The organism is Kaistella yonginensis (assembly GCF_030409525.1).
Lineage (GTDB): Bacteria > Bacteroidota > Bacteroidia > Flavobacteriales > Weeksellaceae > Kaistella > Kaistella yonginensis.
In genome coordinates this window covers 109,113-129,074 of the sequence record NZ_JAUFQB010000004.1, presented here as the reverse complement: position 1 = coordinate 129,074, position 19,962 = coordinate 109,113, and the positions used below count along the sequence as shown (strand labels likewise).

The window sequence follows — 19,962 nt, the reverse complement described above, 5'->3', positions numbered from 1 at the left end:
TTAAAAATAGTAAAAAAGTTATTTCCGAAAATTTTTTTTGAGCTTTAAGGGCTCAAAATTTTTCAGAATAACTTTTCAACTTACACAGTTAGTGGGACACTACCTTTTTATATTATATGACGATTTTGAGAATAGAAAAATGATTTCTGCAATTTTTAAAGATTTATATCAAAAACGTTCAGCAATTGTGCACGGTGATAATAAAAACATTCAATCTCAAGATTTGAATAAAGCTTTTCATCTTTGTAAATTAATTACATATAAAATTCTTACTACAGAACCTTATTGTTCTATGGCAAATGCTCAAAAATTAGGTGAATACCTTCAAAATCAAAAATTTAAATAACTGTTTTTTATTAATTTTATTACCATCAAGTATTTTTTAATGAAGATACTTTTTATTTCGTGAAAAAAAACGGGCCAAAAAGCCCGTTTCTATCAATATTATCATTTAATTCTCTCTCTTCCTCACCGTTCTCTGTTCAATTCTTTTTTCAAATTTCTCTCCTTGAAAAATTCTTTGTACCATAATTCCTGGAATGTGAATTTCGTTGGGATCTAATTCTCCTGGAGCAACCAGTTCTTCCACTTCGGCGATGGTTATTTTGCCAGCTCCTGCCATGGGTGCATTGAAATTTCTTGCGGTTCCTTTAAAAATTAAATTCCCTACGTGATCTCCTTTCCAGGCTTTTACGATGGAATAATCTGCTTTGAAGGCATGTTCCAAAATATGCATTTTGCCATCGAAATCTTTGGTTTCTTTTCCTTCTGCGACTTCTGTTCCATAACCAGCTGGGGTATAAAAAGCGGGAATACCATGTTGGGCAGCACGACATTTTTCGGCTAAAGTTCCCTGCGGAGTAAGTTCCACATCAAGTTCACCAGAAAGCATTTGGCGCTCAAACTCTGCATTTTCTCCCACATAGGAAGCAATCATTTTCGTGATTTGCTTTTTTTGCAATAGCAAACCCAATCCAAAATCATCAACTCCCGCATTGTTGGAAATGCAGGTTAAATTGGTCACATTACTTTCTACCAATGCATGAATTGAATTTTCGGGAATACCGCAAAGGCCGAATCCGCCTACAATCAAAGTCATTCCATCACCGATTCCAGCGATGGCTTCTTTTCCATTTTTTACTCTTTTATCAATCATAATCTTTACGTATTATTGTGCACTCCACCCTCCATCCAAGGTAAATGTTGTTCCGGAAACGGTGGTTGCATTTTCTGCTGCTAAAAATACGGCAATTTCTCCTAATTTCTCAATCGGAACGAAACTTTTTACTGCTTGTTTTTGCAACATTACTTTTTCTACCACTTCTTCTTCGGTCATATGATGGGCTGCTGCTTGGTCTTTGATCTGTCCCTCAACCAAGGGAGTTTTCACATAACCTGGACAAATCGCATTGCAAGTTACATTAAAAGGAGCTCCTTCTAAAGCCAAAACTTTGGTTAAACCTACTACTCCATGTTTTGCAGTTACATAAGCAGATTTGAATTCTGAAGCACGAATGCCATGCACGGAAGAAACATTAATAATTCTACCAAAATGTTGAGCTTTCATTTGCTTGAAAACCGCTCTTGACGCATAAAATACAGCATTCATATTCAAGGCAATAATTTGCTGATATTTCTCAATGGGGAAATTTTCGATTGGTGCGACATGTTGAATTCCTGCATTGTTCACCAGAATATCGATGGAACCCATTTCCGCATTTGCGAAATCAACCAATTCCTGAACGCCTTCCGGTGTCATTAAATTAGAATTTTTAAAGGTTGTTTTTACCTTGTATTTTTCGCCTATTGATTGGGCAATTTCTACTCCGTTTGCTTCTAAACCATTGAAAATGATATGATCGCCATTTTTAGCAAATGCCTCAGCGATTCCTAAACCGATTCCGCTGGTACTACCTGTTATCAAAACATTTCTGCTCATTTTATAAAAATTTAAGAAGTTCTTGGTTCAATCGTTCGGCCTGATCCAACACGATTCCGTGCCGGGAATTTTCAATGATGACCAATTGTGCATTTTGCATTTTATCAACATACGATTTTTTATAGTCAACCGAGGTATAATCCAGGTCGGAGGCAACAACTAAAGTGGGCGCTGAAAGTTCGGAAACCTTATCCGACAGCCCCCATTTCATCAAAGAACCGAAGGTGTGAAGATAAGCATCTTCATCATTATCAATAATTCTTTGGCGGAATTCTTTACGCCATTGCGCCTGATTTTCTTCGGGAAACATTCCTTTGGAGATCGTGTCTGCCAGTGATACAAAACCTTGTTCCTTGATGATTTTAGTACGTTCTGCGAGCAGATCAATACCAGAATCTTTGGCATTATTAAAATCAGGTCCAGAATTGATGATCACTAATTTATGTACGGCTTCCGGATGTGTATATGCCATATTAAAGCATACGGCTCCACCCATCGAAAAACCAACGAAACTGGCTTTTGAAATATTTAAAGATTTCAACAATTGATAAACATCCTCCGTCATTACATCGACCCCTTGTTCTTTTGGAACTCTTTCAGAATTTCCGTGTGCACGAAAATCGGGGGCGATTATTCTAAACTTCTGGGATAAAACCGGGATCTGAAGATCCCAGTCTTTTTTTGTTGAACCTAGACCATGCAGCATTACTACGACTTCGCCACTACCAATATCTGCATAATCCAGGTCAATCCCATTAATGGTTGTTAAAGCCATTGATGAAAAAATTAATTGTTTTTATTTTTGAAGAAATCGAATTGGTATTTAAATTCTAAAGAAACCAATCTTTTGATGAAAGGTGAACCTGCAAATTCTCTGATATCTACATCAAATAAATTAGTAACATTCGCACCTAAGGTCATTCCATTGCTGAAGTTATAACCTGCATTCATATCAACGGTAAAACCTCCTAATTGTCCGTAGTTCCAAGTTCTTCCTGCTGCATAATAGGCATTTTCTGTAATATCGATGGTTCCATTTCCGTCTAAATCCTGAGTTTTTGCAGAAGTAGAAACACCAGAAAAGAAGTCGTATTTCTGCACATATCTTCCGTAGATTGCTCCGAAGAAAGTTGGTGTAGAATAATTTAATCCAATCGCTAATTTATTGGTAGGCGTATTGATTGGCAAATCGGTATCGAGTACTTTACCATCTTTATTTCCGTCGTTCTGTAAATCATTTTTATCTAATTTACGTCCGAAATAAGAATAGTTCATTACTCCTTTCAGTGCATCAGTAAAATAATAACTGAATCCTAAATCAACACCGTAGGTATCTACTTTTCCAAAGTTAGAATAGGTCAAGACAAAACCTGGGTTTGCGCCAGCAATCTGAGATATAGCCTGATCCCCTCTATGAGTTACGGTTCTTCCGTTGGTTGCTAATTGGGTTAATGGACTGATGAAATTCTCTGAAAAATTGTAATATGCATTTACATCCATATAAAATTTCTTCGCAATGTCACCTTTGTACCCAACTTCAAAAGAATTGATGGTTTCCACATCTAATTTGTTAATTTTACTACCATCAGATAAAGTAAATCCAAGGCCATTTCCTAAGATTAATCCACCAAATAAATAACCTTCTAAGTTTAATAATGAAGGTACTGCCATTCCTTTTCCGTAGGTTAATCTGAAAGTTCCATCACCTAATTTCTTTGTGATGGCAGCTTTTGGAAGAAGATTGGTTCCGTAATAATCGTGGTTATCAACTCTTAAAGCTGCCAGGAATCCCCAACCATTCATCTTGTACTCTGCCTGGCCGTAAACCCCAACCTGGTTTACATTGATTGGACCATCAAAATCAAGCATATAGGTGTTTTTTGTAAAAGCCATGTCTCTTTGGAATTGCACACCACCAATCATGGTGAATGCTCCCCAAGAATTGTTATACTGCCCTTCTGCTACAAATCTTTTGGAATCATCTTTAAATCTGGATCCTCTTTGTAATGGAATTCCAGTGCTTGGACTAAGGGCAAACCATTGCTCATTAAACGATCTTTCTTTGGCTACCGCTTCAGAAAAACCTGCGTTGATGAACGATACATAGTTCTGAGTCCGTTGGTTCATCGCATAGGTATCTTCTGTATTACTCCACTGATAATAAGAGTTTAAGAAAAAGCGCGGGTGAATAAATTTTAATTGAAGTTCATCAATATTCCAATCTTTAATCGCATTTCTGCCGGCACTGGTTACGCCAATATTATTGTTGTTACTATGTCCGTAATAGGCTACCAATTCTGACAATGAGCCTACTTTATAATTTAATTGCGTGTTAAATTTTGTACTGTTAAAATCTCGATCCAAATCAAGTTCAGCGTATCCTTTATTTGCAACATATACAGAATCGGTATATTCAAACTCAGTTCCTTGTGTATGCTCAAACGCTAATTTATATGCCAATTTTGGATTGATGGCTTGCGCATGACGAACTCTGGCTGTAAATACATTTTGGTTCCCGACACCTAAAGCTACCGTCGATCCCTGAGAGCGAAATGGATTTTTACTGATGGTATTCACCAATCCATTGTGTGCGTTGGGTCCGTACAGCGTTCCGTTTGGTCCTAAAAGAATTTCAACCCGTTCGATATCTTCTTTAATCACGGTACTAAAAGTTCCGAAAGGAAGGCCGGTAGCGATCAACGTAGAGATACGATCATCAGTCACCTGCAAGTTTTTAGAGTTGAACGCAGAGTTGAAACCACGAATATTAATTCCGGTTCCTAAAACGCCAGCTCTAACAAAATCGACTCCCTTCTGTCTCGCTGCCAGTTCTCCCACATTGAAGCTGGTAAATTGCTGAATATCTTTGGCGGTAATAATATTAACCGTTGCGGGGACATCAACCACCTTCTGCAATTTTTTACTGGCGGAAACAGTTACCTCATCGATATCTCTTACTCTAACGGTATCAGCAACTTGTGCACTCGCAAAAACGACGCCTAGTAAAGATGCTAAAATGACTGATTTTTTCATAATCCTATTAATTTTTTTAATTATCTATACAATGATAAGCCAAGTTCATTAACAAAAATTAACAGCGAATACAATTTTATGGTATGACTCACCACAATTACAGTGACAAAAGAAGGTAGTAATGTTTTAAAAACCCTATTTTATAAGACTTTTAAGTAAGGTGAGACTTAAAAAAAAACTTGAGGTCTGGAAGATTTTTGGATAGTAATTCTGCATTGTTTTTCAACAGATACTGATTGCTTTCGTTGATTTTTAAAGTATTTAAACTTTCGGTTAAAACCCTGAAATACTTCTCTTTAGAAATTTTATTTTCCAAAAAAGAAGCCGTAGAAATTAGCCATAAGAGATGGGGTACAAAATTATCAGAATTTTTTCGTTGATTTTCTAATTCTGCGAGATTAAACTTTTTATCAAGTTGTAAAATGGCAGTATAATTCTCGTTTTTATAAAGAACATTTAAATAAGAAGTAAAGAAATGATGCCATCTGAGCTTCAGAATTTCGGGTTCGTATTTCTGAAGAAAATAAATGCCAATGTTTTCAGCTTTAGCACTTAAATTCAATTCATTTAAAGCCCGTAAATAATAGGATATATAAATAATCCGCTGCAGGCTGTTCTGCGTTTTTTCATAAATAGAATCATACGATTCCAACAAATTGAGTGCTAATTTAGGTTGATCCAAACGCAAGTAAATCGATACCAAATTATTCACATACATCAAGGTATCTTCATTGGTCTGTCTTAATGAAAGTTTGCCATAATAGATTGCTTCCTCGTAATTTCTTTGTTTGGAGTGCAGTAAAACCCGACTCGAATAATAGTTGTATAAAAGTCGTCGGCAATACAGTTTTCCCTGGCTAAAAAATGCATCGATTTGATCGAAAATGGCCTGTAATTCTATGAGATTTCCCGTAGTATTATACATAAAAGCCAATAGTATAAACGCTTTGTACCGATTATTCCCATTGATGGCTTCTGCTTCGAAGACTTTTTTCAACCACTTTTCCCAATAAATCACCGTTTCTTTTGTTCGTGTAAATTGATCGGTAATTTCAATGGTTGCTTGATAAAGTTTTTCTTCAATTTCTTTTGCTCTTTGGTACGAGTCGCTATAATTTTCCAGAAAATTAGAAACCACAATATGGTCTTCATACCGCATTCTAATGAGCAAATAAGATCGATAATCCCGCATGGTTTGATAGAGAATCTGGAAATTAAAGGTAATGGTTTTGTAATTTCTCACATAGTCAATCAGAATTTTTTCTTCTTTGGAAGTCACCAAATCCAGGGCGAGTTTTTTATTAAAATTCAGCAACCACTGAGCCACCTGATCTACATCACGAAGCAATAATTTTTTCTCTGCCCAGGTTTTTATGTAATGGTATTTCCGTTTATCAAAAGCTGGATTAAAGGAAAGCTCCTTCTCGGGATGTAGCGATTTATGGATTAAAGTTCGAAAAATTTCTTGCTTTTCTTGTTCCTGAAAATTGCCTAAAGTTTGCAAATATTTGGCTTCATGCGGCAAAAGTGCTTTGCTAAAATCATCAAAAACTTTTAATTTTGGTTTCATTAGGGAGCAAACATAAATTTTTTAATTTCATTATTCACTTCCGTTGGTTTTTCGAACTGAAGAAAATGTCCAGCATCATTAATCATCACTAATATACTTTTCGTAATCGATTCCTGCGCAGTTTTTGCCAACGCATCGATTGTCAAGAGTGGATGAAGATATTTATTGGGAATCAGTAAATCATTTTTCGCAAATAAAATTAGTGTAGGGGTATTTATTTTTGCTAAATCATCATTCACTTTATCATCCAACATTCCTGATACACTCATCGAAATGGCAATCGCATGTTGTTCAAAATCAGACGATTTCATAATGTTTTTTCGATCTTGAATCATGTGTGCTGCTTCTTGCGGCATTTTGTAAAAATTTAACAAATAATTGCGATCGATTTGTTCTTCGGTAGTCGACATAATGGTGTTTTTATTCATCACCATTTTCATGGCATTGCCTTCAAACTCGGTAAATTGTTCGATGCCCGCAGGCGCAATAAGAATTAGCTTTTCTAGATTTTCAGGGTATGCTGCAGCATATTTAATGGAAGCTTGCCCACCCATGGAATGACCAACCAGAGTGAATTTTTTTAGTTTCATTTTTTCCGCAAATTCTTTTAAAATCGTGGCAAAGTACGTTGCGGTAAATTCATCAGTATTTTTAAAAGACCGGCCATATCCTGGCAAATCGATGGCGATACAGGTAAAATCATTCTTTAAGCTTTCAATATTTCGATACCAGGCATCAGCATTGCTGCTTAGTCCATGAACAAAAATTAGAACTTTCGGACCCTTTCCTTCTTTAACATAAGCAATTTCACCCTCGTTTAATTGCAGATATTTCGTTGGAAAATGATAGGGTAAAAGCGTTTCTTTCATCGGTTTTGTGTTTTGTGCAGCACACTGCAGAAATAGAATACTGAGAAGTGAAAATAAAAAATTCTTCATATTAGTAGTTGCTTTTTTGTTTTTGATGCTGATACATTCGTTTTAAATCTTTACGAGAGATCTTACCAAAACCTGTTAGCGGAAAATCTTTAAAAAACAGGAATTCTTTGGGATGTTTAAATCGAGCCAGTTTATCTTTTAAAAATTCTAAAATATCTTCATTCGTGATTTCTTGCTTTGTTTCCAGAAAAGCAATGCCTTTTTTTCCCCAAACATTATCTTTCATCGGAATCACCAGCGACCGAAGAATAGCGGGATGTTGATTAAGGACATTTTCTATTTCCTGCGGAAAAATATTTTCGCCACCACATATGTACATATCATCAATTCTACCTTTCAAATAATAAAAACCATCTTCATCGCGGTACGCCAGATCACCCGTATGAAACCACGAGTTTTTAATTTTATCTGCGGTTGCGATAGAATTGTTCCAGTAACCTGGAGTTACGATCTCTCCTTTAATTCTTAATTCACCCAGTTGATTGCATTTTAAAGAATTTCCTTTGGGATCAACAATGTCCAAATCCACATAAAAATTAGGTTTACCAATTGAATTGGGCTTGCTTATACTAAAATCCTGGTGCAAGGAGGTGATGCTTGGCCCCGCTTCAGTCAGACCATAACCTGGGCGAATATCTACTAATTTTTCATTTCTCCACAATTCAATAATTTCTTTACTAATGGATTCGCCACCCGAAATAATAAATCTTAAATGAGGAAAATCTGCTTTAGAAAATCCCTCACATTTTGAGATCATTTGCAAAATTGTGGGTAGCGCCATCATTAAAGTTACTTTATGCTGCTGCAAGAAATAAAGGATTTTATCGGGATCAAATTTACTGAGCATCAATATTTTACCACCATTGTGCAGCAAAGGAGTTACAAAAATATTCCAGCCCGAGGTGTGGTAAGGCGGCAAAATACTCAACGTGGTATCTTGATTTGAAATGCCGAGTTGCATGGTGGTATTTAAACTGTTCCAAAACAGCATTTTGTTGGTGTACAAAACCCCTTTTGGTTCGGCTGTGGTACCCGAAGTATAAAAAAGAAAAACCGGCAGTTCTTCTTTAATTTCATTTAATAAAATGAGTTCTTGACCGATAAATTTCGAAACCTGATGATTAAAATCTGCGAGGGTAATGGTCTCGAAGGAATCTTTAATTAAAGAAATCGGTGAGGAAAAAAATTCACTGTAAATTACGAGAGACGGCTCACAGTCTTTAAGCTGCTGAAAAATTTCGGGCGTAGAAAGTTTATAATTAAGAGGAACTAAAATTAAACCCAATCTTTGGCAAGCAGAAAATAGTGCAATTAAATCAATGGAATGTTCTAGCAGCACCGCAACACGGTCACCTTCTTTATATTCTTCTTTTAGCAAATGAACCATTTCATTCGCCCGTAGATGAAGTTCACGATATGAAAATTCTGCACCGCTTTCTAAATCAGCAACGGCAATCTTTTGCGGTGCATAATCTGCCCATTTCGCAATCCAATCTAAAACACTCATGCAATTTTTGCTTTATTTTTATTAAAGGCATGTAAAATTACGGCTACGACTACGGAAGATACAATTGCAATCGCAGCAGAAACACCAGGATTCCCAACGGTTCCTTTCATGTATGGGGTCAGCTTTAAATAGAAGATTCCAAAATGAACAAGGATTGCGACAATCGAGGCGATAAATACCGTGGATGATTTTACATTTTTCACAAACGTACCGAACAAAACCGGCACAAATGCGGCAGCAAAATAGCCATAAACTCCCATTTGACCAAAAATTCCCACACTTAAATTGGGTGATTTAATCTGGTTCCACGAAAGGTAGAAACTCACAATTGCTAAAAGAACAATCACAAATTTATTGATAACCAAGCCATTATCAGAAACTTTTTCGCCGAATAAAGGTTCTAGAATATCCGAAGTTACCGTAATTGATAAGGATTGAATCAAACCCTCTAGAGTTGATAATCCCGCAGAAATTAAACCTACAATAACAATAATTCCAGCCGCAGCAGAAAACCGTTTTACAACATAATTAGGAATAATCTCATCCATTCTCATTTGGGCACCGTCATTCATTAAATCAGGAAACATTATTCTGGCGTACAAACCTGCAATTACAATGAGGAAAAATATAACCATGGCAGAAATTGCAAAAAAGAGATAAGCGTTTACTTTCTCTGGATTTTTCAGCATTAAAGATTTCGTCATAATATGCGGCTGACAAACAATCGCCACCCCAACAATCGCCTGACAGATAACGACTTCAAAAAAATCACGATACAGCGGGCTTGTGGTATTAAAAGTGGTGGTTAAATTTGGATCGATGGTATTGAGTTTTCCGACAAAGCCATCAAAGCCCCCTTCAAATAAATCAACACCGGAAAAAATCATCATTAAAGCGACTACAACCATAATTAAGGCCTGTATGGTGTTGGTATATACCATGGAGTTGGCGCCACCAAACATCATATAACCAAACACAAAAACGGTGATTCCGAGTAAGACATAAAATGGTTCGATCTGGATTGATTTAGAAATAACCTGAGTTAAACCCACATTAATCAAAACAATAAAAGTGACCAGCAACATGGCTACCACCGCGAAGAAAAATTTGTATGCTCTATTATTAAAACGATTTCCGATCCATTCTGCCATGGTTTTCGCCTTGATTAATTTGCCATATTTTGCAAAACCTTTGGTAAAGAAAATTAAAGAAGCGAAGGCAGCTAGAGGCAAAACAACCGCCATAGAAAGTATACCAGCAAAACCATAGAGCGCAATAAAACCCGGATTAATAACAAATGTTGCCGCACTGGTCATGGATGCCGCAAGTGAGAGCCCGACAATCCAAGAAGGAAAACCGATATTTCCCACCGCATAATCGCTGATACTTTTTGCTTTGGAAGCTCCGCGAATCACAAAGAATAGAATTACGAGCATGTAGACTATCAGCACAATGCTGATGTAGAGCGGCCATTGGTTTTCAGAATTCATAGGTTGATTTTAGTCCAACAAAAAACGGAATTAAATATTCAGTTTCAGCGTTAAGAGTAGAAAACGAAGATATGACTTAAATAGAAATAAAGATATAAATCATTATAATTCTTTATTAAATGCAGATTGACTATAGTGTGACCCAATTTACAAAATTCTTTTAAAATATTGTAAATGAAATGTTTGTCAAATAGAAAAATTGTAGTATTTTTGCAACCTGTTAATCAACCTCTGACGAAGGGCGTGAACGTTGTTTAGCTTGACAAAAAATATTTTTTATAAAAAAATGGATTTATTACAGTACGTACAGGACAAGTACATTGCAAAAAAAGAATTCCCAAAATTCAAAGCAGGTGATACCATCACCGTGTATTACGAAATTAGAGAGGGTGCAAAAACCAGAACCCAGTTCTTCAAGGGAGTGGTACTTCAAATTAGAGGAACCGGAGCTACAAAAACTTTTACCATCAGAAAAATGAGTGGTGAAATTGGAGTTCAAAGAGTTTTCCCTATGAACATGCCTGCATTGCAAAAAATTGAAATCGACAGAAGAGGTAAAGTAAGAAGAGCGAGAATTTTCTACTTCAAAAACCTTAGAGGTAAAAAAGCGAGAATTAAAGACGCTGCTTACAGAAAGTAATTCAATTTACGATATTACAAAAGACCCATCAATTTATTTTGATGGGTTTTTTACTGCTGTAAAGTAGCGATGCACTCTTCTCTTATTTGCCAGAAATCTCTTAAACTGTAAGGAATTGAAGATTGTTGTGCTAAGTAGTTTCTTAGAAAATTCTGGTGGTATTTTATTTTAAAATCAGTGATTTGTGAGGCTTCGATTTCTATTTCTTCTACCCAATCTTTAATGAAATTTTCTGCAGAAAAATTTTTTCTGGTATAATCAAAAATAACGTTCTTATATTTCAAATAATTATGAGCTTCGGGGATGTGGGTCAAATTATATTTTTTTAAAATAGGGTATATTTTGGGGGTATTTTCTTTATTCATATTAAAGATACCCAGTATTAATTTTACTTCATCAACATTATTTTCATCAGCCAAATTTTTTAATAATGCATGTTTCGTACTGCAAGTACCACCCAAATCATCAAAAATACAAAGGTGATTTTCTTTAACTTTATTTCTTTTATAAGGTAATAATTGAACAGATTCTACTGCGGACTTGAAATCTACAATTCCTAGTTTTAAAAATTCTTTAGCGATTATACCGTGCGGATTAAGGATAAAATTCAAGAGTGTTTGCATAAAAAAACCGCCTTGATTTAACAAGACGGTTCAAAGATATTAATTAAAGTTTATTTTTTAATCATCAGTTTAGAAGAATACTCCACTCCTAATCCTGAAACTTTTACCACATAAACTCCATTTGGTAAAGCTTGCGTGTTTACTGCATCTGTGGAAGAAATTTTCTGCTTAGAAACTAGTTTCCCGGAAGCGTCATAAATTTCAACATTCACTTTTCCTAGTACATTTTTATCTGCTTTGATAAAGAACTCGTCTTTTGCTGGGTTCGGATAAATACTCATGCCTTTATTGGCTGCAATGTTGCTTGTTGCCAAGTTTAGACATTCTTGCGGCACATTGAAATCTCCAACTTGGTCGCTAATACTTGTTTTTGAACCGGCGGAAGCATTAACTCCTAAACCTCTTCTGGCAAAAACCTCCCAAATCATACATTTATCTGCGCCGCCGGTGGTATTCATTTCTGCTTCTAGGATTCCATTTCTACCATCGATGAAGCTTGGGCTACAACCTTGAAGTTTTAAACCGTCTGTAACCAATTGTAATACTCTGGTACTTCCGTTGGTCGTATTTGCCATGACATCAGAAGAATATCCATATTTTTCTGCGTATTTCCAATGAAGATCCCAAAGCATGGTTGCCCAAACAAATCCGATGGAGTGAACCAGGGGTGAGGCATCTGTCCCCATTCCATTGGTATCTTCATACGTATAACTATTAATATCAAAGTCTGGTGTGTACTTGGCAGGGCGAATTCCTAAGCCGGTAGTCGCCTCCGAAATTGCATAGGTTCCTATTCCTCTGGCTACATCTTTGGTAGCTCCTGGCTGATTGGTTAACATTAAAGCAAAGAAATCAGACCAACCTTCGCCCATTTGTTCTTTGGTAAATGTTGTTGATAGACATGAAGAACCATTACCAGTTAATCGGTTAGATATTCCATGACCGTATTCGTGAATTACAATTCCATTATCAAAACTACCATCTCTAATTGGCTGCAGATCTGCATCATACTTTAAAGTCACGTTTACGTTTCCAGCAACAAGAAGATCTTTTAAATAAACTCCTTCTGTATATTCAATCAATACTGATGGGATTGTAACTGTTGGATCTTCTCCTCCCATACCCGCTGTGACAGTAGAGCTTGGTAGACTGTAAATAATAGCAGCTACTGCACCCGCGTCTTGCGCATTTTTTACTTTCACCGTAAAATTACAGTCACCCCTCTGTATCACGCCAATCTTACCCGCTAGCGAAGCGGCAGGTAAACTGGTACAACCGTCTAAAACAGGAGACAACAGAACATCCGCAGTAACACCGGTCGCATCTAATTCAGGTCCAAATGTAGTAGAAACTAAGGTCGAAACATATCGACCAACGGCTGAACTTGGTGCATTGTAATAAAATCGATTAAAATTGGATGGATCCCAAAGATACATTTGCATTCTTGGTCTTGTACCATCTGCTGGTGTTGCGAAATTAGCGTTATTACGGCCACCTCCGTCTTGAGATTCTGCCTGTACATAATCATTCTGACTACCGCCTTTTCCAAAGTTGAATGCTTGAAAATTTCTCGCAGTTTCTGTAAAACCAACGCGATAAAAAATATCATGAATTTTATTACTGATATAAAATAAATTGGTGGTAGCTGCCGGCAAGTTTGCGTTGGTCGCATTTAAAACAAATGGAAAATCAAAAGCCAAACCTGCTCCACCATCTGGTGATCCTCCTGGTCCATTTATATTGTTTTTGTCGTCATATGCATGTACATTATTACCTCTTGTGGTGGTATAATTCCCAACATAAGTTCCGCCGGTAACGCCGTGCCAACCTTCTGGCGACGCATCAAGAAACCAAGGGTTAGAAACCAAGGTACGTGATCCATGATTTGGACTTTCTAGTGGTAAGGCAAAGACACGGTAACTGGCGTTTGATGGAGCTAAAGCCGCAGGACCAATTAGCTTGTTTTCATCTGCGCTAAAATCTTCGGTAAAACCCGCGGGAAGATGTGCTGAATAATCATGGCTGTAAGCATCATGCCTAAAATTACACGAAAGTGTTAAGTTTTCTTTGTTTAAAATTTGACCTGTTGAAGCGTCTGCCAGGATTGCCCAATAGTTGGAGGTTCCCTTTTCTTCAAAAACAAATTCATAGCATAATTTCAAATCATTATTCTCGGTTTGAAAATAAATCAGTCTGTTTCTTACATTTGCAACGCCTTCTTTCTCTTCGTCTTTAATCCCAATCAATTGGTATTGGACTGCATTTTTCAAACCTAGAGCTTGCGCAGTATTTGCGAAAATTGAGGTATTCGCAGTAGCGGAGGCTGGTTTTGCAATAGTTGTATAATTTTTTGCAAAATTATCATCGAAATAGTTGATCTTTTTATCTTTAATTAAAGCGGTACCGATTGCATTATAAATCGGAATTCCGTTGTAGGATTGTTGAATTTTCACCACATCGCCTTTCATCGATGTTGAAAAATCTTCATTAATAATTTCGAAACTTTTTAAATCTGGTTTCATAAAATCACTCTTCGCAGCAATGTGGCTCTGAATGATGGTTTTAAAATCTTGCGCATTGGCCTGCCCAAAAGAAAGCAGAAAACAAACCGTCGCAATTTTCAAAGGTAAATTTCTATTTTTCATATATATTATTTATTTGTAGTCGAATTTATAAAAAATAATTATAATTCTTGCAATTTCGACATAAAATAAACGATTAATCTTCATTTCTCTTTTTTTAAGTTACGCCTATCGACTGTCAATAATCATTAATGATGATGTTTAGCATGTTAAAAAAAAGTGTACTAATTTTCGGGTATCAGTACAGAATCTTTTAGGAAAAATAAGCTTCAAATTTAAGAGTTTGTTTATAAGCAAATTTAAACAGGCTCTAAATAAAGATCAAAAAAATGAGCTGTCTATCGACAGCTCAAATTTTATAGCATGAAAACTAAGGCTTATTTACCTTCCATTTTCTTTTTCAATTCTGCTAAAACATCCAAATCACCAAGTGTTGATTTTTCTTCGTTACTAGAAGAACCAGTTGATTTTGTAGATGAAGTGTTAGAAGATGCTTCTCTTACATTTTTCTTTTCTTCGTCTCTGAAGATTCCTGTATGAGAAACTACTACTCTTTTGAATTCTTTGTTGAATTCGATTACTTTGAAGTCTGCAGCGTCTCCTTTCTTGATTTTAGATCCGTCTTCCTTCTCTAATAATCTTGATGGACAGAATGCTTCAACTTCTAGATCTTCGAACTGAACTTGCGCTCCTTTGTCGAAAACTTCAGTAGCTGTTCCTGGATGTACAGTTCCTTCCGCATATTTAGTTTCGAATTTGTCCCAAGGATTTTCTTGTAATTGTTTGTGACCTAAAGATAATCTTCTGGCTGCAGTATCTAATTCTAGAACTACAACTTTCAATTGATCTCCAACTGCACAGAATTCTGATGGATGCTTGATTTTCTTAGTCCAAGAAAGATCAGAGATATAGATTAGTCCGTCAATTCCTTCTTCTAATTCTACGAAAACACCAAAGTTTGTAAAGTTTCTTACAATTCCTGTATGCTCTGAACTTACGGGATATTTCGCTTCAATATTCGACCAAGGATCTTGGCTTAATTGCTTCATACCCAAAGAGATTTTACGATCTTCTCTGTCTAAAGTTAAAACTTCAGCTTCAACCTCATCTCCAACTTTTACGAAATCACCTGCACTTCTTAAGTGAGTTGACCATGACATTTCTGACACGTGGATTAGACCTTCCACACCTGGAGCAACTTCTACAAATGCACCGTAATCAGCAAGTACAACTACTTTACCTTTTACTCTGTCGCCCACTTTCATGTCAGCAGAAAGAGCATCCCAAGGATGAGCTTCTAATTGCTTCATTCCTAATTGGATTCTTGTTTTCTCGTCATCAAAATCAAGGATTACCACTTTCACCGTTTGTCCGTCTTCCAGGATTTCTGATGGGTGATTAACTCTGCTCCAAGAAAGATCGGTAATGTGGATTAATCCATCTACACCACCTAAGTCAACGAACACACCGTAAGAAGTAATATTCTTAACAGTACCTTCTAATACCTGACCTTTTTCTAATTGAGCGATGATCTCTTTTTTCTGACCTTCGATATCTGCTTCGATTAACGCTTTGTGAGATACAACAACATTTTTGAATTCTGGGTTGATTTTCACCACTTTGAATTCCATTGTTTTACCTACGAATTGATCGTAATCTTTAATTGGCTTAACGTCGATTTGAGAACCTGGTAAGAATGCTTCAATACCATGTACATCTACGATCATACCACCTTTTGTTCTTGATTTTACAAAACCGTTTACGATTTCTCCAGTTTCGTGAAGCTCGTTTACTCGATCCCAAGCTTTCAAGATTCTCGCTTTTCTGTGAGATAATTGTAATTGACCTGATTTGTCTTCTCTTCTGTCCACCATTACTTCAACCTCATCACCTGCGGCAAGAGCTGGATTATAACGGAACTCGTTTAAAGAAATAACACCTTCAGATTTAAAATTAATGTCAACGATTGCTTCTTTGTCGGTAAGTCTTACGACTCTACCAATAAGAACGTCGTTATCCTGAAGATTGTTAAGAGATCCATTATAGATTTCTTCTAGTTCACTTTTCTCTTGTCTAGATTCTGCATCAAGACCTGATTCAAATGAATCCCAATCAAATTGTTCTGGAGCTACGTTTTGGTTCAAAAGAACCTCTGCCTTGTCTGTCGTTTCTGACATAATAAAAATAATTTGTATTCTTTACCTTTCAATATTTGGCTTAATGTGGTACTTTGAAAAATAGAGAAGATGTTAGTTGTTAATGTTTTAACCAAGCCAAATGCTTCCACAAAAAGTGGTGCAAAAATACGGTTTTATTTGACACCACCAATCATAATTAATGAAATTTCTTGATCATATTATTAAATTTAAAGTTATTAATAAAAGCTTTCATTTATCTTTGCAAAATGGACTTACAGACAATCTACCAAAATTTGCAGATTCAGGACATGAATCAAATGCAGAAAACAACCTATAAAGCTACAGAAGATCACAAAGATGTTATTCTACTCTCCCCGACTGGCTCAGGGAAAACACTTGGCTTTCTCTTCCCTATTCTAAGAAATTTAAATACCAGATCGGTTGGAATTCAAGCCATCATTTTAGTTCCATCTAGAGAGTTGGCTTTGCAGATTGAGCAGGTTTTCAAAAGCATGGGTACCGATTACAAAGTAACCGTTTGCTATGGCGGACACGATAAAAAAATAGAAGTCAATAACTTAATTCAGGCTCCAGCTTTATTGATAGGAACTCCTGGAAGAATCGCTTATCATTTAAAAAACGACAATTTCGATCCGACCACAATTGAAACAATGGTTTTAGATGAGTTTGATAAATCTTTAGAATTTGGTTTTCATGAGGATATGAGTTTCATTATTAATGAAATGCCGAATTTGAAGCAAAGAATGCTCACCTCAGCTACGGCAATGCCTGAAATTCCAGAATTCACAGGAGTCAATCGTCCCGAGCAGGTTGATTTCTTAAAAGTTTTAGAAATTAAACCAGACTTTCAATTGCGCAAAGTAATGACCACTTCAGAGGAGAAGTTAGATACATTATTTACATTATTATGTAAAATAGGAAATAAAAGAACGCTTATTTTCTGTAACCACCGAGATGCGGTTGACCGTATTTCAGAATTATTAAAGGAGAAAGGAATCTCAAGGGAAACCTTCCACGGTGGTATGGAACAGGACGAAAGAGAACGTGCGCTGCTTAAATTCAAAAACGATTCTTCCCGAATTTTAATTACGACGGATTTAGCTTCACGAGGTTTAGATATTCCAGAGGTAGAATCGATTGTACATTATCAACTTCCACCGAAAGAAGACGCTTTCATTCACCGAAACGGAAGAACCGCCAGAATGAATGCTAAAGGTTTCGTATATTTAATAATGACCGAAGATGAAAATTTTCCTTTCATTAAAAAAAATACGCAGGAAGAAGTTTTAACGCAGGACTATAAAATGCCGTCAAGAACTCCATTTTTAACCATTTACATCAGCGCTGGAAAAAAAGATAAAGTGAATAAAGTTGATATCGTAGGTTTTTTAATTAAAAAAGGAGAACTGGAGAAAGATGATATAGGCTTGATCGAAGTGAAAGATACAACTTCTTATGTAGCGGTAAACCGACAAAAAGTAGTCGCATTATTGAAAAAATTAGAAGGTCAAAGATTAAAAAATAAAAAATCGAAAATCGAAATTGCTTATTAAATCACCATAATCAATCTCGTTTTATAAAGTCTTTAATTTTATGTAATTTTGTTTTTTTGACCGATTTCAAATGAAAATTAATTTACCAGACAAACTCTATTATTCCATTGGCGAAGTTTCAAAAGCTTTTGATGTCAATGCCTCGCTGATTCGTTATTGGGAGCAGGAATTCCCCATCATTAAACCGAAAAAGAATAAAAAAGGAAATCGGTATTTTACTCCTGAAGATATTAAAAACCTGAAGATTATTTACCATTTGGTGAAAGAAAAAGGGTACACGCTCGATGGAGCTAGAATTGCTTTAACCACCAATTCCAAAATCTCTGAAACCGTGTCGATGATTGATCGGTTGGAGTTCGTAAAAGCAGAGTTGCAAAAACTAAAAGAATCACTCGTGGAAAGACCCGAATAAAAAGGGTGTTTTTCTCTTATAAAAATGGGTGTTTTTCTCTTATTCGTCCTAATTTTTCAGGCTAGCTTTACTGAAAATTACGACCATGAGATTCAACCTACCACTTTCAGCCGCAAAAAACTATTTTTTAGGTTTCGCCACATCGGGTCTTTTTTTAGTCTCCGGCTTATACTTTTTCAATGCCAAAAAAACACCGGAAGATTCCCCGATTAATTTTACCGAAAGTTTAGAAGCAGAAAACCTCTCTGCCACAAAAACACAATTGTCCGCATTTAATCCCAATGAATTAAATGAGGAAGAATGGAGGTCGCTTGGATTCTCTGAAAGACAAGTGGCTACCATTCTTAAATATAAATCAGTAGTTGGCGGTAATTTTAACTCCAAAGAGCAGCTCAGAAAATGCTACGCGATCTCAGCAGAAAAATTTGAAGAGTTAGAACCGTTCTTATTGCTTCCTGCACAGGCTGGAAAATCAAATTATTATCAAAACTACAGCAATAATTCTAGCCGAAAAAATGCCTATTCCAATTATAGTTCTACTTCAAATAGAGGATTAACGATTCCAGGGAAATTTAATCCCGACACCTATTCTGTGACTGATTTTATTAAATTAGGATTTACAGAGCGACAATCGACTTCTATTTTAAAATACAAAAATTATTTAGGAGGAAGCTTCATCAGTAAGGCGAAATTTAAAGAATGCTATATGATTAGTGCCGAAAATTACCGAAAACTGGAGCCCTACCTTTTGCTACCAGAAACAGGTTCGGGAGTTAGCATCGTGAATAAAAACCATGCATATAAAAGTTCTTCTTTTGAAAAACCAACGGTCACCTATTCGCCTTTTGATCCTAATAGTACGAATCTGGAAGGCTGGAAGGCGCTTGGTTTCTCAGAAAAACAAGCACAAGTCATTATCAATTACAGAGATAAAAATCTAAAAGGAAGCTTCAAAAGTTTAGATGATATTGCGAGATGCTTCGTAATCTCCGCTGAAAAATTTGAGCAGTTAAAACCTTATATGGTGTTGAGTGCTGAAATGAATAACCCTAAAGAATTGAGCAATCTGCCACAAAATCAATCCTCTAAAACTGAAGTTCAAATTGATTCAAAAACCGATTTTAGAAAAACCAACCTCAATGAAATAACATTTAAACAACTCATCGAATTTGGGTTTGATGAAAAAGCTGCGGGAAGCTTTATCGGATTCCGTAAAAAACTAGGTGGTTTTATAACGAAATCGCAAATAATGGAAACCTATAATATCGATAAAGATTTAACTGCAAAATTAATTGCAACCGCACCGTTATTAATCGATCAAGTTCCGAGATATACATTTATGGACGCACCTGAATCTTGGTTAAAAAGCCACCCGTATTTTAAATATTACGCGGACAAAATTATTTATTATCGAATTACCTATTCTAATGAGAATAAATTCTTTAGAACAATGAACATAAAACCGGAAGCCGAGCAAAAAATGAAGTTATATCTTAAATAAAAAATCAGCTTCCGT

General features: G+C 36.0%; 16 protein-coding genes. 5 read left to right on the top strand and 11 right to left on the bottom strand.

Annotated features, from left to right (window positions below; all coding sequences use genetic code 11):
- Positions 1–139 precede the first annotated feature (139 nt).
- A complete protein-coding gene (locus QWY78_RS02020) occupies positions 140–346 on the top strand; it encodes a hypothetical protein (protein ID WP_290216039.1) in 207 nt (68 codons plus the stop codon).
- A gap of 105 nt (positions 347–451) precedes the next feature.
- Here the strand turns inward: QWY78_RS02020 and QWY78_RS02015 are convergent, their stop codons facing one another.
- From QWY78_RS02015 to QWY78_RS01980, 8 genes are all read right to left on the bottom strand, one after another.
- Positions 452–1,156: a CoA transferase subunit A gene (locus tag QWY78_RS02015; RefSeq protein WP_290216037.1), complete on the bottom strand. Its 705-nt coding sequence runs from the start codon at positions 1,154–1,156 to the stop codon at positions 452–454.
- A gap of 12 nt (positions 1,157–1,168) precedes the next feature.
- Entirely contained in the window at positions 1,169–1,939 is a 771-nt protein-coding gene (locus tag QWY78_RS02010) for a 3-hydroxybutyrate dehydrogenase (protein ID WP_290216035.1), read from the bottom strand.
- 1 nt (position 1,940) lies between these two features.
- Positions 1,941–2,714 (bottom strand): alpha/beta fold hydrolase, encoded by a 774-nt coding sequence (locus QWY78_RS02005; protein WP_290216033.1) that lies wholly within the window; start codon positions 2,712–2,714, stop codon positions 1,941–1,943.
- Between the two features lie 11 nt (positions 2,715–2,725).
- On the bottom strand, positions 2,726–4,972 hold the full coding sequence (locus QWY78_RS02000; RefSeq protein ID WP_290216031.1) for a TonB-dependent receptor plug domain-containing protein: 2,247 nt from the start codon (positions 4,970–4,972) through the stop codon (positions 2,726–2,728).
- A 151-nt stretch (positions 4,973–5,123) separates the two neighbouring features.
- On the bottom strand, positions 5,124–6,542 hold the full coding sequence (locus QWY78_RS01995) for a hypothetical protein (protein ID WP_290216029.1): 1,419 nt from the start codon (positions 6,540–6,542) through the stop codon (positions 5,124–5,126).
- Positions 6,542–7,480, bottom strand: coding sequence for an alpha/beta fold hydrolase (locus tag QWY78_RS01990; RefSeq protein ID WP_290216028.1), 939 nt, complete (start codon positions 7,478–7,480; stop codon positions 6,542–6,544). Before QWY78_RS01990 ends, QWY78_RS01995 begins: the two co-directional genes overlap by 1 nt.
- 1 nt (position 7,481) lies before the next feature.
- Positions 7,482–8,987: a class I adenylate-forming enzyme family protein gene (locus QWY78_RS01985; RefSeq protein WP_290216025.1), complete on the bottom strand. Its 1,506-nt coding sequence runs from the start codon at positions 8,985–8,987 to the stop codon at positions 7,482–7,484.
- Entirely contained in the window at positions 8,984–10,477 is a 1,494-nt protein-coding gene (locus QWY78_RS01980) for a sodium:solute symporter family transporter (protein ID WP_290216023.1), read from the bottom strand. The genes QWY78_RS01985 and QWY78_RS01980 overlap by 4 nt, the downstream gene beginning before the upstream one ends.
- Positions 10,478–10,763: 286 nt before the next feature.
- On the opposite strand from QWY78_RS01980, the gene rplS reads away from it, so the two are divergent.
- Complete coding sequence (gene rplS, locus QWY78_RS01975) at positions 10,764–11,117, top strand: 50S ribosomal protein L19 (RefSeq protein WP_290216022.1); 354 nt, start codon at positions 10,764–10,766, stop codon at positions 11,115–11,117.
- A gap of 50 nt (positions 11,118–11,167) precedes the next feature.
- Here the strand turns inward: rplS and QWY78_RS01970 are convergent, their stop codons facing one another.
- From QWY78_RS01970 to rpsA, 3 genes are all read right to left on the bottom strand, one after another.
- On the bottom strand, positions 11,168–11,740 hold the full coding sequence (locus QWY78_RS01970; RefSeq protein ID WP_290216019.1) for a hypothetical protein: 573 nt from the start codon (positions 11,738–11,740) through the stop codon (positions 11,168–11,170).
- A 50-nt stretch (positions 11,741–11,790) separates the two neighbouring features.
- Positions 11,791–14,385, bottom strand: a complete 2,595-nt coding sequence (locus QWY78_RS01965) for a T9SS-dependent M36 family metallopeptidase (protein WP_290216017.1) — start codon at positions 14,383–14,385, stop codon at positions 11,791–11,793.
- Positions 14,386–14,699: 314 nt separating this feature from the next.
- Complete coding sequence (rpsA, locus tag QWY78_RS01960) at positions 14,700–16,499, bottom strand: 30S ribosomal protein S1 (protein WP_290216015.1); 1,800 nt, start codon at positions 16,497–16,499, stop codon at positions 14,700–14,702.
- 227 nt (positions 16,500–16,726) lie between these two features.
- On the opposite strand from rpsA, the gene QWY78_RS01955 reads away from it, so the two are divergent.
- The 3 genes from QWY78_RS01955 (at position 16,727) to QWY78_RS01945 (ending at position 19,947) form a co-directional block, all read left to right on the top strand.
- Positions 16,727–18,034: a DEAD/DEAH box helicase gene (locus QWY78_RS01955; RefSeq protein ID WP_290216012.1), complete on the top strand. Its 1,308-nt coding sequence runs from the start codon at positions 16,727–16,729 to the stop codon at positions 18,032–18,034.
- Positions 18,035–18,104: 70 nt separating this feature from the next.
- Entirely contained in the window at positions 18,105–18,446 is a 342-nt protein-coding gene (locus QWY78_RS01950; RefSeq protein WP_290216010.1) for a MerR family transcriptional regulator, read from the top strand.
- Positions 18,447–18,531: 85 nt separating this feature from the next.
- Positions 18,532–19,947 carry a ComEA family DNA-binding protein gene (locus QWY78_RS01945; RefSeq protein ID WP_290216009.1) on the top strand — a complete coding sequence of 472 codons (1,416 nt, stop codon included), beginning with the start codon at positions 18,532–18,534 and terminating at the stop codon, positions 19,945–19,947.
- Positions 19,948–19,962: the final 15 nt, after the last annotated feature.